The 15,865-nt window shown below is 65.5% G+C and carries 13 protein-coding genes; all 13 read right to left on the reverse strand.

The window, feature by feature from the left end:
- The coding region (locus N5D48_RS17470; RefSeq protein WP_279886603.1) for a multidrug transporter at window positions 1-449 on the reverse strand (449 nt) is incomplete at its 3' end.
- 68 nt (window positions 450-517) lie between these two features.
- On the reverse strand, window positions 518-865 hold the full coding sequence (locus N5D48_RS17475; RefSeq protein WP_279886605.1) for a winged helix DNA-binding protein: 348 nt from the start codon (window positions 863-865) through the stop codon (window positions 518-520).
- Between the two features lie 171 nt (window positions 866-1,036).
- Window positions 1,037-2,491, reverse strand: a complete 1,455-nt coding sequence (locus N5D48_RS17480) for a mannose-1-phosphate guanylyltransferase/mannose-6-phosphate isomerase (protein ID WP_279886608.1) — start codon at window positions 2,489-2,491, stop codon at window positions 1,037-1,039.
- Between the two features lie 35 nt (window positions 2,492-2,526).
- Complete coding sequence (locus N5D48_RS17485) at window positions 2,527-3,174, reverse strand: alginate O-acetyltransferase AlgF (RefSeq protein ID WP_279886610.1); 648 nt, start codon at window positions 3,172-3,174, stop codon at window positions 2,527-2,529.
- A 20-nt stretch (window positions 3,175-3,194) separates the two neighbouring features.
- Window positions 3,195-4,346 (reverse strand): alginate O-acetyltransferase, encoded by a 1,152-nt coding sequence (locus tag N5D48_RS17490; protein ID WP_279886613.1) that lies wholly within the window; start codon window positions 4,344-4,346, stop codon window positions 3,195-3,197.
- Between the two features lie 10 nt (window positions 4,347-4,356).
- Entirely contained in the window at window positions 4,357-5,814 is a 1,458-nt protein-coding gene (locus N5D48_RS17495) for an MBOAT family protein (RefSeq protein WP_279886615.1), read from the reverse strand.
- 214 nt (window positions 5,815-6,028) lie between these two features.
- Entirely contained in the window at window positions 6,029-7,132 is a 1,104-nt protein-coding gene (locus N5D48_RS17500; protein ID WP_279886618.1) for a mannuronate-specific alginate lyase, read from the reverse strand.
- Window positions 7,133-7,139: 7 nt separating this feature from the next.
- Window positions 7,140-8,582: an alginate O-acetyltransferase gene (locus tag N5D48_RS17505; protein WP_279886620.1), complete on the reverse strand. Its 1,443-nt coding sequence runs from the start codon at window positions 8,580-8,582 to the stop codon at window positions 7,140-7,142.
- A gap of 13 nt (window positions 8,583-8,595) precedes the next feature.
- Window positions 8,596-10,152: a mannuronan 5-epimerase AlgG gene (algG, locus tag N5D48_RS17510; RefSeq protein ID WP_279886623.1), complete on the reverse strand. Its 1,557-nt coding sequence runs from the start codon at window positions 10,150-10,152 to the stop codon at window positions 8,596-8,598.
- A 19-nt stretch (window positions 10,153-10,171) separates the two neighbouring features.
- On the reverse strand, window positions 10,172-11,650 hold the full coding sequence (locus tag N5D48_RS17515) for an alginate export family protein (protein WP_279886625.1): 1,479 nt from the start codon (window positions 11,648-11,650) through the stop codon (window positions 10,172-10,174).
- Window positions 11,647-13,143: an alginate biosynthesis TPR repeat lipoprotein AlgK gene (gene algK / locus N5D48_RS17520; protein ID WP_279886628.1), complete on the reverse strand. Its 1,497-nt coding sequence runs from the start codon at window positions 13,141-13,143 to the stop codon at window positions 11,647-11,649. Before algK ends, N5D48_RS17515 begins: the two co-directional genes overlap by 4 nt.
- A 12-nt stretch (window positions 13,144-13,155) precedes the next feature.
- Window positions 13,156-14,322, reverse strand: coding sequence for an alginate biosynthesis protein Alg44 (locus N5D48_RS17525; RefSeq protein WP_279886631.1), 1,167 nt, complete (start codon window positions 14,320-14,322; stop codon window positions 13,156-13,158).
- 34 nt (window positions 14,323-14,356) lie between these two features.
- A complete protein-coding gene (locus N5D48_RS17530) occupies window positions 14,357-15,847 on the reverse strand; it encodes a glycosyltransferase family 2 protein (RefSeq protein WP_279886634.1) in 1,491 nt (496 codons plus the stop codon).
- Window positions 15,848-15,865: the final 18 nt, after the last annotated feature.

Raw genomic sequence — 15,865 nt, forward strand, 5'->3', positions numbered from 1 at the left:
CCTTGCAGGTGCTCGGCACGAAACTCCAGCGTCTGCGGCCTGTAGCCCGAGCGCAGCGGCGGCAGCGGCAGGCAATCGCTCCACTCGACGCCCGGCTGCAGTTCGCCCGGTCCGCGGTAGCGGGGGGCGGCGTAGGTGTTCTCGGCCAGGTTGACGGTGTCGCCCGGCGCATAGGCGCCGACGCGCCAGCGCAGTTCGGTGAGCGGGGCCTTGTTGCCATTCTTCATGCGTACTTGCAGCGCACGGTCGGCGGGGCAGTGCTCGGGCGCGTAGCTGAGGCGGATGTCCAGGCGGGCCAGTTGCGAGGCTTCACGGGTGTCCTGCCAGACCACCCAAAGGGCCACCAGGCCCAGGCCGCACAGGGCGGCCATGGAAATCGGCAGGGCCTTGGCCGGGTAGCGCAGCAACAGGACCAGCCAGGTGAGGACGAGCAGGGCGCCGATCAGCATCATGGGCAGGGCCAGTCAGTAGAAGGAGATTTCATCCTAGTGCAAAGCGTTGCCGTCTGGAACAGGCCTCAACCCTCTTCGCCGATCAGCACGCGGATCTGGTCGACCACCTTCATCAAGGCGACCTTGTCCTCCTTGGGGATGGCCTTGGACAGCTGCTTGTCCGCCACGACCATGGCCGTGTGCATCTGGCTGTGCAGTTGCTCGCCTTCGGCGGTCAGGTAGACCAGGGTCTGGCGGCGATTCTGCGGCGCCACTTCGCGGCGCACCAGGCCGCTGGCCTCCATGCGCTTGAGCAGGCCGGACACCGCCGACATCTCGATTTCGAGCTGATGCCGGCGCAGCTGTTCTCGATCCTGGTGATCATGGCGCTGTTCTCCACCCTGATCACTGCGCCATTGCTCAACCTGTTGCAACGACGCGAGGCGCGAGTGGCGCAGCGCACGGTGCCGATGGCGACGCGGTGCCTGGCACCGGCTGCGCCGGTGTTCGCGGCTAAAGCCGCTCCCACAGGGAGCGCACTGACCTCAAGCCATGCGCTGTTGCTGTGGGAGCGGGTTTATCGGGGCGCCGAACCGCCGCGAAGCTCACTGGGCGATGGTCTTCACCGAGATGCCACGCTCCACTGGCGTGGAAGTACGTCCATAGACATCCTCGAAGCGCTCGATGTCATCCTCGCCCAGGTAACTCCCGGACTGCACTTCGATGATCTCCAGCGGGATCTTGCCGGGGTTGCGCAGGCGATGCACCGAGGCGATGGGGATGTAGGTGGACTGGTTCTCGGTGAGCAGGAACACGTTCTCGTCGCAGGTCACCTCGGCGGTGCCGCTGACCACGATCCAGTGCTCGGCGCGGTGGTGGTGCATCTGCAGCGACAGCGCCGCGCCCGGCTTGACGGTGATGTGCTTGACCTGGAAGCGCCCGCCCATGTCCACCGAGTCGTACGAGCCCCACGGGCGGTACACCTCCAGGTGGTTCTGGGTTTCCGTGCGACCCTGCTGGTCGAGGGTGTTGACCAGCTGCTTGACCCCCTGAACCTTGTCCTTGTGGGCGATCATCATCGCGTCCTTGGTCTCGACCACCACGATGTTCTCCAGGCCGATCACCGACACCAGCTTGCCGTTGCCGTGGATCATACAGTTGCGGCTGTCCTGCACCACCACGTCGCCCTTGGTGACGTTGCCGTCGGCGTCCTTGTCGTGCACCTCCCACAGCGACGACCAGCAACCCACGTCGCTCCAGCCGGCCGTCAGCGGCACCACGCAGGCACGCTGGGTCTTCTCCATCACCGCATAGTCGATGGAGTTGTCCGGGCAACAGGCGAAGGTGGCCTCGTCGATGCTCAGAGCATCGGCGTCTTCCTGGCTGCGTTCCAGGGCCAGCAGGCAGGTGTCGTAGATGTCCGGGTCGTGCTTTTTCAGCTCTTCGAGGAAGCGGCTGGCGCGGAACAGGAACATGCCGCTGTTCCAGAAGTAGCCGCCGGCGCGGACGAACTCGGTGGCGCGTTTTTCATCCGGCTTCTCGACGAACTGCGCGACCCGCGCCACGCCTTCGGGCAGCAGCGCGTCCTGGCTGGAACGGATATAGCCGTAGCCGGTCTCGGGCTTGGTCGCCGGCACGCCGAACAGCACCATCTCGCCGCGCTCGGCGGCCACGGTGGCCAGGGCCAGGGCGCGCTGCAGGGCCTTCTGGTCCTCGATCACATGGTCGGCCGGCAGCACCAGCATCAGCTCGTCACGACCTTCATTGACCAGCTTCATCGCGGTCATGGCCACCGCTGGCGCGGTGTTGCGGCCGAACGGCTCCATGAGGATGGCCTGGGTTTCCAGCTTCAGCGCGTTCAGCTGCTCCTGGACGATGAACTTGTGGTCCTTGTTGCAGACCACGATGGGGCTGTCCATGCCTTCGAACACCAGGCGCTCGATGGTCTGCTGGAACAGCGTGTGCTCGCCGGTCAGGGCCAGGAACTGCTTGGGGAACTGCTTGCGCGACAAAGGCCACAGACGCGAACCGCTACCACCAGAAAGAATTACCGGGATCATGATGTTTCTCCAATAGTCGTTTAGAGGCAGGGGAATCAGTTGCTAGCCACGGGGCGAGTTACCCACACCGGCGACAGGCTGTTGCCGGAACCGGTGACATACAGCACGGCGGCTTCGCCGCGCTCCAGGGCGACGGGCTTGACGTCGCCGACTTTCTTGTCGCCTGCGTACAGGGCAAGGTTGACCTTGACCGGATTGATTTCACGTTCGCCACGGCCCTTGGCGGCCACGGCCTTGACCACTTCGGTCTGGCCATCTGCAGTCTTCAGGGTCAGCGGCTGGTCGCTGAGGTTCTGCACCCGCACCAGCGCTTTCTGCTTGTTCTTGAACGGCGGTTCTTCGATCAACTGCGGGTTGGCGCCTGCGTTGTTGACCAGGGTGTAGTACTTGTCGGAGGCCAGTTTCACCGGGACGCTCTTGCCGCCCACCTGGGCGGTGTAGTCACCGCCTGGCAGGAAGCTGAAGTCGCTGCTGGCCTGGGCGCCGACCTGCTTGATCTGGGTGTTGCCGACCGAGGCGGCAGTGGGGGCGCTGGACGCGTTGTACAGGCGCACGAAGGTCGAGCCCTTCGGCGCGCTCGGGCCATACAGCGCGGCATCGGCGCCGGCGAAGGCGTGCATCGAGGCCATGCTGAGGCCGGCGGCGAGGGTGAGGGCTTTGGCAATGGAAGTCTTGGTGGTCATGTGCGTATTCCTCTCTATCTTCAGTGGTCCGTCCGATTGGACGACAGGGCCAGGTTTTCTTCGGATTGGCGGGAGTTCTTCAGCTGCGCGATCCAGTGCGGATCGAAGGCGCTGAGGTCGTTCTTCATTGGCAGATAACGTTCGGGGAATTCCCACACCACGACTTGTGGCGGGGCGTTCTTGAAGGCGTCGCTTTGCAGGTACTTGAGCATCGGCAGCAGCGGGCCGTGGCCGTCCTCGGCGTAGTTGGCGACGTCGCTGCGCAGCGCCTGCTGCAACGCGCCGAGGAAGTTCCAGTGCGAATTGGCGCTGTAGCTGGTGCCCACCAGCGCCACTGGGATCTGGCTGTCGGCGAACAGTGCGTCGTCGCCTTCGCCCTGCACCGGGTGGGTCGTGCGTTGCTGCAGGTTGTCCGGACTTGGCAACAGGTTGCTGAACAGCGGATCGAGCGGCAGGAAGTTGGTCAGATCGCCCTTGTATGGCGCCGTGGCGCCGGCTTCGGTGATGAACGCCTGGGGCTCGCCGCTGAGCAACTGCTGGCGCTGTACCGCTTCGCCCACGGCCTGGGCGACCACTTCGGCGCCCATCGGCGTCCAGTGGGTGTCGGTGCGCAGGAACACCTGGCCACGGGCCTTGGCCTGCTCCAGCGGGGCCAGCAGGTCAGGGGCGAAGACGTTGGCCTGGCGCATCTGGGCGTGGAACTGGTTGAACAGCTGGTCGTGCAGGCTGGCTGGGGTCTGCTTGCCGATGTACTCGGCGTAGAGCCGCGCCTTGGCCGGGACGATCGCCAGCACCAGCTGCACGCCCTGGCGCTGCAGGGTGTCGCGGATGCCGCGCACCAGCGCCAGGTTGTCCTGCATCTGTTGCTCGGCGCCAGCGCTGGGCTTGAACTCCTCGTCGCTGAACAGCCACTGGTCACGGCCCAGCACCACGCCGGGGCGGCCTTCGTTGAACAGCTTGAAGTCCAGCGCCGCCCACAGGTTGGTGCCCAGACGCTTGATCGGGAACTGCTCGTCGTAGTGGGTCTCGGCGGCCTTGGCCAGCTTGCCGTCGAGCAGGGTCATGTGCCCGGTGCGGTTGAAGCTTTCCAGCCCGCCGAGTGAGGCTACGCCCAGGCCGACCAGCAGGCCCATGAACGACAGCGAATAGGTGATGCGAAGTGTCCGGTTCATGATCGGGGCCTCAGAACTGGAAGTAGAGGAAGGGCGAGTAGCTCTGCGCCGAGAGCTTGAGCACCGAGGCGGCGAACAGCAGCAGGACCAGGGCGCGGGTCATGATCCGCGTCCAGTCCAGGCCCACCGAGCCATCGGCGTTGACCTGCACCGGGGTGGCCCTGGGCACTGGCGTTGCATTGCGGTAGAAGTCGCGCAGGCCGAAGAACGCCAGGGTCAGGTAGGCGACGATCAGCGTGGCCACCTGCAGGCCGGTGAGGTTGGCGCGGTTGAGTTCCGACAGCTGCCAGTCGCCGAAGCTGAACATGGCGCCGTACATGCGCGCCGCCACGTGCAGGTTCTCGGCGCGGAAGATCACCCAGCCGACCACCACCAGGAGGAAGGTGAAGGCCCATTTCACCGGGTTGAAACGCTGCGGGTTGGTGTCCAGGCCCAGCGCCCGTTCGATCGCCAGCCACATGCCGTGCCAGGCGCCCCAGATGATGTAGGTGAAGTTGGCGCCGTGCCACAGCCCGCCCAGCAGCATGGTCAGGAACAGGTTGCGGTAGGTGTTGAAGGTGCCTTTGCGGTTGCCGCCCAGGGTGATGTACAGGTAGTCGCGCAGCCAGGTCGACAGGCTGATGTGCCAGCGCCGCCAGAACTCGGTGATCGACTGGCTGATGTACGGCTGCTTGAAGTTTTCCATGAAGCGAAAGCCCATCATCAGGCCCAGGCCGATGGCCATGTCGCTGTAGCCGGAGAAGTCGAAGTACAGCTGCGCGGTGTAGGCCAGCGCGCCGAGCCAGGCGTCACCGGTGGTGGGATTGTCCAGGGCGAAGCAGTGGTCGGCGACCACCGCCAGGGTGTCGGCGATGAACACTTTCTTGATGAAACCCTGCATGAAGCGGGTGCAGCCTTCGGAGAACTTGTCCAGGGTGTGGGTGCGGTTGTTGAACTGGTCGACCAGGTCCTTGAAACGCAGCACGGGGCCGGCGATCAGGTGCGGGAAGATCGCCACGAACGCGGCGAAGTCGATCAGGTTGCGCGTGGCCGGGGTGTCGCCGCGGTACACGTCGATGATGTAGCTGATCGACTCGAAGATGTAGAACGAGATGCCGATCGGCAGCAGCACGTGGGTGAGGATGAACGGCTCCAGCCCCATCGAAGTCATGATCGCGTTGAGGCTGTCGACGCCGAAGTTGGCGTACTTGAAGTAGCCGAGGATGCACAGGTCGACGCCCACGCCGAGCAGCAGCCAGCGCTGCGCGGGCTTGGTGCGCACGCCGGCGGCGCCGACTTTCAGGCCGATCCAGTAGTTCCACAGGGTCACTCCGGCGAACAGGGCGAGGAAGTCCACCCGCCACCAGGCGTAGAAGATGTAGCTGGCAACCAGCAGCAGCAGGTTGCGATAGCGGTTCCCGCTCACGTAGTACAAGCCGAGGAAAACCGGCAGGAACAGGAACAGGAACACGTTGGACGAGAAGACCATCCCGGTTCTCCTTGTTGTTCACAGCATCCGGGGCACAGCGCCCCCCAAACCCCCCGCGAAAATGCAGGGGAAACCTTTGTTGCTTAAACCATTGCTGGCGAGGGCTTCGCCCTCGTTTCGCGACACAAGGCCGCTCCTACAGGATTAGCGCCGTCCTTGTAGGAGCGGCCTTGTGTCGCGATGGGCCGCGAAGCGGCCCCAATACAGGCGACACCTATTTCTTGCTCTCTGCGCCCGGGTCATAGACCCGCGTCACATCCCCACCCAGCCTGAAACTGTTGAACGGCTGCATGTCATGCTTGCGCTCCAGGGTGTCGCCAACGCACTGGTACAGCGCGCACCACGGCTCGAGCCAGGCATACTTGCTGTCGATCTTCAAATCCTTCAGGTCCTGCTTCACGCCGGCGCGAGTGTTGAAATGAACAGGATCGCGGGCACCGGCCAGCACGCCTTCGCCGAGGCGCTGCAGGGCGAAGTTGTTTTCCTTGCGCAGGTCCACGCCGTTGGCCTGGGCGAAGCTGGCGATCATCGCCAGCGGCGGCAGGGCGTAGTTGTGGTAGGCCAGGGCGCGCTGGCGGCGCTTGAGCTCGTTGGGCAAAAAGCCCTGCTCATCGACCTGGTTGGCGCCGACCTTGTATTCCTTCACCGCCCAGTCGAAGAGGTCCTGGCGGTCGGTGGCCACGGCGGTGGCCATCACCGACCAGGCCGCCCAGTAGCTGTGGTTGTTGATCTTCTCCAGCGGCAGGTCGCTCCAGTCGCGCACGGTCTGCCGGGCCAGGCGCACGAACCATTTCTCGATCTGCTCGGCCTCGGCCTGGTGCGCGGCCAGCGGCTGCGAGTTGGAGAACTTCAGGCGCAGCCACGACCCGCTCATGCTGCCCAGCGCCCATTTGCGCATGGACTTGCCGGTGTGGTTGTAGTCGGTGGACATCAGCGCGTCGGCGCGCGCCCAGGTATCGAGCCAGGTCAGGGCGCAGTCCAGCTGCGCCGGGCGGCCATCGCGCATGTACTGGCCGACCATCTTGCTCACGCCCTTCTCGAGGGTGGTGATGTCCTCGGTGGATTTGCGAAAGGCTTTCTCCGAGGCGGCATTGAGGGTCGCCCGGGCCTTGTCGGACCCTTCGTATTTGCTGCGGAACACCAGCGCGCCGGTATAGGGCTTGGGCGCGGCCTCGCAGCGGAAATTGCCGTCGCCGGTCTTGAGTTTCTCGATGCCCTCGTAGTACCCCTGGGGCGGCACCAGCGCGGCCTGCGCCGCGCCGCCGAACAGGGCGAGGGCGAGCAGGGCGGGTGCGGTCTTGCGGTGGCTGGATGTCATGGTCGCCTCACTGGCCGGCCTGCGCGGTGTGCCGCGCGGGGCTGGCGAAGTTGTTGCGTTTGCAGAGTTTGGCTTCGACTTTCTGCGTGCCGCTTTGCGGCCCTTGTATCTCCAGGGCGAGCAGGTTCTGGCCTGCCCAGTCTTCGTCCTCGCGCATCTGGAAGACGAAGCGCCCATCGGTGTCGGAGGTCTCGGGCTTCTCGATCTTGATGTCCTCGTGACGGCCGTTGAGGTACCACAGGGTGGCCTGCAGCACCTTCACCGAGCTGTCCTCGAACTTGATGTCGAGCTGGTGGTTGCGGTTGACCAGGTCCTTGATCACGCCGCCCTTGCCGTTGACCATCAGCTCGTTCTTGCCGGGCTTGAGGGTGGCGCTGGCGCTCATCTGCGCAGGGCGGTCGTCGCAGCCGTCGTCGAGCAGGCCGAGGATCTGCCGCCAGATGGTTTCCTGGTCCAGGCGGTAGAGCGGGGAGAACTCCCAGACCAGGATCTTCGGCGGGTTGTTCTGGAATTCCTCGCTGCCCAGGTACTGGATCATCGAGCCTTCCAGGCCGCCACCAGGGAAGGCGACGTTGAGCACGTCGGCGCCGATGTACTGCTCCAGGAAACCCGAGAAGTTGTAGTTCTTGCCGCTGTGGCTGGTGCCCACCAGGGTGATCTGCGCGTTGCCCGAATCGCCGAACAGGTCGTCGCCGCCGGCAGCGCCCTTGGGTTCGGTGGCGAACTGGTCCATGTACTGCACCGCGTAGCTGGTGCCGCACAGCTGGCCGGCGACGTTGTGCAGGGTGCCGGTCTTGCCCATGCGTCCGGATTTTTTGGTCTCGAATTCCTTGCGCGGGATGCCTTCGAAGGCCGGCATCTGGTGCACGGTGTCGGCGACGATCTTCGCCGCGCGCTCGGCGCCGTAGGGCGTCCAGTGCTGGTCGCCACGGAAGTAGAAGTCCTTGCCTTGGTCGGCGGCGGCCAGCTGCTCGTTGGTCAGCGGCGACAGGTCGGGCACGTTGTAGCCCATCTTGGCGAAGCGCTGGAGCATGGCCTGGTAGTTGCGCAGGGCCTTCTGGTAATCGAAGGCGGCCTTTTCCTCGGGGTTGAGCATGTTGCGATTCACCAGGCCACGGGTCGGCTGGTACACCACCACCAGCTCGACGCCGCGCTTCTTGAACGCGTCGTGCACCTGCTGCAGGCGCTTGTAGCCGCCCGGGGTGGTGTCGAATTCGGTGCGCAGGTCTTCGCGGGTGCGGAACAGCCAGTCGCCCTGGGCCTGCACCAGGGTGGTGAAGTTCTGTTGGTAGCGCGTGGTGTAGCGGCTGGCGTCATGGGCCTCGGGGCACAGCTGGCAGCAGGGTTCGGCGCTGAAGGTCGGCGCCTTGATGTCACCTGCGCGCACGCCCTGGCTGATGGCCAGGAGGGCGGCGGACAGGCCGAGCAGTTTGATCAGGTGTGGGGGCATGGTCTGGGCTTCCTTAATCGATCATTTCGGTCTGGCGTTCGACCGGGTCGATCAGCACGGCCTTCTGCTGGCGCACCAGCAGGTCGAGGATTTCGTCCTGGCGCTCGCCGAGCACGCCGTTGAAGCTGATGCCGTTGGCCTTGCGCGGCATCAGCATCGACACCTTGTACAGCTCCACCGACAGCGGCGAGTCGATCGACAGCGGACCGGAGCCGTTGGCCGCCAGTTCGCCACCGACCACGATCAGCGACACCTTGGTGTCGAACGGGTCGAGGGCGATGTCGCGGTCGGTGTCGGAAAGGTCCTTGATGTGCCCGTACACACCCACCAGGCCGTTGGCCATGGCGACGTTCTCGTACAGGCGGATGTTCACGCTGTTGCGCACGCGGATGCCGTGGCGACGGTTGTTGATCAGCTTGTTGCCCCAGATCAGGTTGTCGCCGCTCTCGTACAGGGTGATGCCGTCGGTGTGGTTGCGGTAGATCTCGTTGTAGGCGATCAGGTTGTTGACGCTGTTGCGGTCGATCACCACGCCCGAGAGCTTGTTGTCGTAGCTCTTGTTGTTGATGATCCAGCTGTCGTTGACCTCGCGCGAAACGATGATCCCGTGCTTCTTCTTGGTGCCGTACACGGTGTTGCCGGCGATGATCAGGCGGTGCGAGCGGTCGTGGGGGTCGATGCCGTAGACGATGTTGTCGCGGTAGGTCGAGTCCTTGATCACGAAGTCCTGGGTCTCGTAGCAGTAGAAGCCGTACCACATGTCGCTGAACTCCGAGCCGATGATCCAGCCGGTGGGTTCCGCGCGGCCCATCTGCTTGGCCATGTTCGGCGTGTACTGCGAGATGCTCACGCCGTACGACTTGGACTTGGCGTAGCCGAAGCTGGCCATCTTGCTGTTGACGATGTAGGTCTCGGTGCCGCCCCAGCTGAGCAGGAACGGGCGGAATTCGTCGGGCTTGCGGAAGGTCGCCGGGCCGTTGGCCTGCTCGCGCCAGCCGGTCACCTGGGTATCGCTGACGAACAGCTTGCCGTCGTTGACGATGAACGAGCCGGCCTCTTCGGACAGGCGCAGTTCCTTGACCTTGCCGTCGATCTCCAGCACGCCCTTGCGCCCGACCACGATCGGCAGACGGGCGAGGTAGACCCCCGGCGCGGTCTCGCGCAGGTACTGGTCGGGCACCTTTTTGCTCAGTTCCACCAGGTCGACATGCCCGTCGTCGATGAAGATCGCCTGGGGAATGCCGTGCTGGCGACGCACCCACTCGGCGCCCTTGTTGTCGCCGCCGATGAACTCCTTGAGGGTGTCCTCCTGGAGCATGCGGCGCACGCTGACCTTGCCCTTGTGGTGGCGGTCGATCTTCTTCTGCACGGCCTGGGCGGTGTAGCCGGACAGGTCGGGCAGCTTGGGCGGGTCCATCAGCAGCGGCTCGATCGGCGCACTGGCAACGGTGTAGGTCTTGGCCTGTTGCAGCCCCTTGGCCATTTCCGGCTCGGCGGCCTGGGCCAGGCCTGCGGCCAGCAGCAGGGCGCTGGCCAGCAGGCTGTGGCGAAGGTTCGGGTGCAGGTTCATGTCAAATCCTCTCCCGGCCTCAGTAGCGCCAGATCACGTCGACGAAGGCGCGGTGCATGTACGAGTCGGCCTCCTTGCCGTAGGCGTCGCCCGGCTTGAACACGCCGGCGCGCAGGCGCACCAGGGCCGACGGCTCGTCGATCGACTGGCTGATCGAGGCCGGCAGCAGGCCTTGCTTGAAGTACTTGGTGACGACCACGTCCATCTCCTGGCCCAGGTCTTTCTCGCCCTGCACCAGCGGACGGCTGATGCCGCCGTCGTCGACCACCGCGTTGATGCCGCTGGAGCCGATGTTCTGCTTGCCGTCGACACGCCAGAACTTGTGGTAGATGAAGCTGGCGTCGTAGTCGTCGCGCAGTTGCCAGGAGGCGAACAGGGTGGCCGCCTGCAGGTTGCCCAGCTCGCCGCGGAACGCTTCGCCGAAGCGGTGCACGCGCGAGCGGGTGCCGGTGAAGTTGGAGCGGTTGCTCTCGAGGCCGGTCTGCTCGAAGTTGTTCGAACCGTCGCTGCCGCCACCGCCGCTGCCCCGGGCATAGGCCGCGCCGACCTGCCATTGCGGGTCCAGGCGCAGGCGGACGCCCAGATCGGTGGCCCAGGCGTTGACGTCGCCGCTCTGCTTGCCAGTGGCGACCTGGTCATTGCCCACCGCCTGGCTGCTGAGGGTGTCGCGATCGCCGGTCAGCCAGGTGACGCTGCCCCAGTAGTTGACGGTATGGTCGTTGCGCCAGTTGTAGGCATCGCTGTTGGCTTCCAGGCCCAGCCAGGTCAGATCGCCCGTGCGGGTCTTGTCCAGCGCGTCGACGGTTTCGCCAGGGTCTTTCAGGCTGCCACTGTCATGGCTGTGGTGGGCACGCAGGCCGACCCAGTGGCCGGGCGTCCACTGCGTGGCGACGTTGCCGTAGACGTGGGTGCGGTCCTTGTCCTCCGGGGCCAGCTCGGTGAGGTCGGTGCGGTACTCGCTGAAGCGCTGGGCCACGCCCAGGTCGGCCTTGAGCAGGGTGGTGTCGAAGGTCCAGTTCAGCGCCTCGATGTTGGTGTCGCGCCACATGCCGTCGTCGCTGCGCAGGCGCTGGCGGCCGAAGCGCAGCTGCTCGCCGGGGTAGGGGGTCAGGCCGCTGTAGCCGATCCAGAATTCGCGCATGGCCAGGTAGCTCTTGTCCGGCTTGCGGCTGTCGTCGCCGTTGTCGCTGGTGCTGCCGTCGTCGTTCTGGCGCAGGGTGTCGGTCTCGATGATGTCGGTGGCGGCCACCGCCTGGCCCATGGCGAAGGCGCTCCAGTGGCCGCGCTCGCCGTACACCCAGGGGCGCAGGTCCAGGCCCAGGCCGTTGACGTCGCCGCCGGAGCGGGTGCCCAGGTCGCGGTCGTCCTCGGACTGGCCGGTGATCTTCACGTCGAGGCCGAAGTTCTTCTGCGCGGTTTCGGCCGCCAGGGTCGGCATCGACCACAGCAGGGCGAAGCCCAGGCCGATACCGGCTTTCACGAAGGGGTTGAGCGTCATAGCGAATCCTCGGCGTCTACGTCGTCTTTCTCGTCCTGCAGCGCTTCGATGGCCAGGGTGCTGTTGGCGCCCTGGGCCATGCTGCCGCGCGCCTGCTTCTCCTGCGCCAGCAGGTTCTGCGCCTGGCTGCGCTGGTCGGGCGTGAGCTGCTGGTCGAGCTGTTGCAACAGTTCGCTCGACTGCGGGGTCGGGTTGACCTGGGACAGCTGGGCGAACACCCAGGCATTGGTCGGCGCCGGGCGGATGCCGTGGCCTTCGCTGAACAGCTGGGCCAGGGCGTAGTCGGCGCTGTTCTGCCCGCCACGGGCGGCGGCCAGCAGGTGGTCCACGGCTTTCTGTGGCTCGACCTGGCCCAGGTAGCCACGGCGGTAGAGCTGGCCGAGGTAGTAGTCGGCGCTGACCTCGCCGGCATCGGCGGCGGCCTGCAGGTGTTCCTGGGCCTTGTGGGCGTCGGCGGGCACGGTCTTGCCTTCGTAGTAGAGGCGGCCCAGCAGCAGTTCGGCGCGGGGCTGCTCGGCCTCGCGGCCTTTGTCGATATAGGCCATCAGCTGGTCGGTGTCGCCCAGCTCGGGGAAGTCGTAGAGCAGTTGCGCCAGGCTTACCCACGAGGCCGGGTTGGCCGGGGCGATGTGTTCGAGCAGGTCCTTGGCGGTCTTCTCGTCGGTCTGGCCGAGGCTGCGGTCGGCCAGTACGCGGGCGACGCTGTCGACCCGGGTGGCCGGCACGGCGCCACGGGCATGGGCGGCTTTCAGTTGTTCGAGCAGGGCGGCCTGCTGGTCGGGCTGGGCGCGTTTCTGGTAGACGGTGGCCAGTTCGACGTAGCAGATGTCGGTGCTGGTCAGCGCCGCCTTGCAGATCTTCTCCACATCGCCCAGGTGCTGGTCATAGGTGCCCTGGGTGCGGTACAGCAGGACCTGGGCCAGGCCAGCCTCGGGGTTGCCGGCGGCGCGCCACTGGTCGATCTGTTGCTGGGCATTGACCTTGGGGAAGCTCTGCGGGTACTGCAGGTAGAGCATCGCCAGCGGGATCAGGGTGTTGCTTTCGCCCTGCTGTGCGGCGTGCTTGAGCAGGGTTTCGGCCTCCTCGCGTTCGGCCTGGGTGCTGTCGGGCTTGGCCACCAGCAGGCGGCCGAGGCGGGCCTGGGCACGGGACGAAGTGGTGGCGGCGGCGCGATAGGTGGCTTCGGCTTCCTTGAGTTTCGCCGGCTCGCGGGTGGCGACCTGGATATCGGCCAGGCCTACCTGGGCATCGCTGTAGCCGAGGTCGGCCAGGGCCTTGTAGTTGCGCTCGGCGGTGGCGGTGTCGCCGCGCTTGAGCGCTTCATTGGCCAGGCGCTGGTCGGGCAGGCCGGCGCAGCCGGCCAGGGTGATGGCCAGGGCCAGCAAGGATACCGCCCGTGGGAGCGGGCTAGACCCGCGATTGGAGGTGGCAGTGCCGGCACCATCGCGAGGCAAGCTCGCTCCCACGTGATTTCTTGTTCGCATGCGGTTCATGACGAAGTCCTCTTACAACCCACGGGCCACGGCCTTGTCGATCAGCCAGTTCAGCGACGGGCCACGGTCGCTGTTGACCGCGGCCGGGCGCCCGGCGAGCTCGGCCGGCAGGCCACCGTCGGGCTTGATCTGCACGCGGATGTCGGAGGCCAGGTTGTCGGTGTCCAGGCTCGAACTGCCGGTGATCCGCCCGCTGCGCACTTCGTCCTCGCCGGCGATCTGGAAGTTGACCCGGGTGCCCGGCTGCACTTCGTCGAACTGGCGATAGCTGAAGCGCGCCTCGATGGTCGGGACGCTGGTGCGCGGGATCAGCGCGAACACCGGCTGGCCCTTGCTGGCGTACTGGCCGTCATCCACCAGTTGGCGCGAGACCACGCAGTCGCACGGGCTGGTGAGGGTGCCGGAGAGCTGCTTGCCGAACAGCTCCTCGACCTTGGCCGGTTCCAGCTGCGAGTCGTCCAGGTGGCCCTTGAGCAGGTCGAGCATGCTGGTGTTGAAGGTCGCCAGCGGCGCGCCCTTGGCCACGGTCGCGCCGCTTTCCACCAGGCTCTGCAGGCTGCCGTCGCGGGGCATGGTGACGTTGGTGGTGGGCACCGCGACCACGCCGGCCTCGGCATGGCTGACGAAATACAGGCCGTACAGCGACTTGGCGACGAAACCGAAGGCCACCAGGCCGACCACGAACACCCCGGCGGTCACGGTGACCGCGCGCAGGCGGCCAAAGGCGGAAAGGCCGGAGCCACCGTCCTTCTGCTTGCGCGCCTTGGTGAAGTTGTCGCGCTGCAGGGTGCTGAGCACATCGCCGACGCTGATCAGCTCGCCGGACAGGTGGCTGGTGATGATGTGGCGCAGGGTGGCGATGTCGCGCGGTTCGAGGTTCTGGAACTCGGCACCGGTGCGGGCGGTCTCGCGGCTGCTGGTGCGCACCAGCAGTTCGACGTCCATCGACAGGCCGAGGTTGTCGACCACGAACTGCAGGCGACCGCGCAGCACCTCGCCTTCGGCCAGGGGTTTCTTGGCATGGAAGGACAGGCCCCCGGCGGACAGGTCGTCAACCTTCACCTCATGCGGTTCGCGATTGCCGTCCAGGTAGCGCAGCTTGGCGGGGATGCGCACCCGGGCGTGCTGGCGCTGCGCTTCGGATTCATGCACGACGTTGACGTTCACGGCGGTATTCATGGCGATATTCGTTCCTGTTGTCCGATCCGGGGGCTCACACGACCATGAACAGCACGGCGACGAAGATGCTCGCGGCCGAGAAGGTCATGGTCCGCGAGGACCAGGTGTTGAACCATTGTTGAAAACTGGCGAGGTCGCGCTTGAGGGCAGTGGGCTGGCGGGTCCAGGACTGCTTGTCGAGGCGGAAGAACACGTAGATCTTCATCACCGCGCCGACGATCTGGTTGTAATAGAGAATCAGCGGGTAGGCCGGGCCGACGTTGTGGCCCGAGCACAGCAGCATGATGGTGAGGATCAGGCGGGTGATGCCGATCCACAGCAGGTACACCAGCAGGAACTGCAGGCCGAACTTGAAGCTGGCGATCACCGCGACGGTCAGGCCCAGCAGGCTGGTCCACATCGACACGCGCTGGTCGAGCAGCACGATGCTGGTGAACAGCCCCAGGCGCTTGAGGCCCAGGCCCAGGGCACGGGAGTTCTGCCGCAGGTTGTTGCCGTACCAGCGGTACATCAGCTTGCGGCTGGCCTTGATGAAGCTTTTTTCCGGTGGGTGCTCGACCGTGTTGATCGCGGCATCGGGCACGTAGAAGGTGTCGTAGCCCAGGCGCATCAGGCTGAACCAGCTGGACTTGTCGTCGCCGGTGAGGAACTTGAAGCGGCCCAGGCGCCAGTGCATCAGCGAGTCGCTTTCCACGTCGGCGATGAACTCGGGGTTGGTCACCACGCTGGCGCGGAACATCGACATGCGCCCGGTCATGGTCAGCACGCGCTTGGAAAGCGCCATCGAGCACATGTTGATGTGGCGCTGGGCGAAGCGCAGCTTGTGCCACTCGCTCATGATGTAGCCGCCGCGCACTTCGCAGAATTCGTTGGTGGTCAGGCCACCGACGTTGGGGTACAGGCCGAACCACGGCACGGTCTTGCGCACCACGCCCTCGGCCAGCACGGTGTCGCCGTCGATCACCGCCACCACGGCGTTTTCGTCCGGCAGCATCCGCGAGATGGCGCGGAAACCATAGGCCAGGCCGTCACGCTTGCCGGTGCCGGCGATACGCACGATGTCGAGGGTCACGTGGGACGGCGGGTTGTACTTGGCCCACAGGCTTTTCACCAGCAATTCGTCGGACTTCTCCACCAACGAGCAGACCACGGTGGTGGGGAAGCCACAGTCGATCGCTTCGCGGATCACCGAGCTGTACACCTGGGCGGTGGTCAGGGCCTCGATGCGAAAGCTGGTGACCATCAGGTACACGTGCGACGGGTCGGCCGCCTTGCCCAGCTTGCGCACCTTGCGGCGCAGGTAGGGGTACACGATGTACAGGAAGATCATGCCGCGGATGAAATGGGTGGCGCCCATGGAGTAGCGCCAGATGCCGACAGCACCGACCAGGAAGATGAAGTGCTTCGACTGCGAGTCGAAGATATCGCTGGGCAGGGCCAGGGCGATCAGCATGAGCAGGCTCATGTAGAGCAGCCAGCCGGCGCATTGCAGCAGCGTGGTCTGGAACCTTTGCATGTTCGGCATCCGTCGAGAATTCGGGGG

Source organism: Pseudomonas sp. GD03858, from assembly GCF_029840925.1.
Classification (GTDB): Bacteria; Pseudomonadota; Gammaproteobacteria; order Pseudomonadales; family Pseudomonadaceae; genus Aquipseudomonas.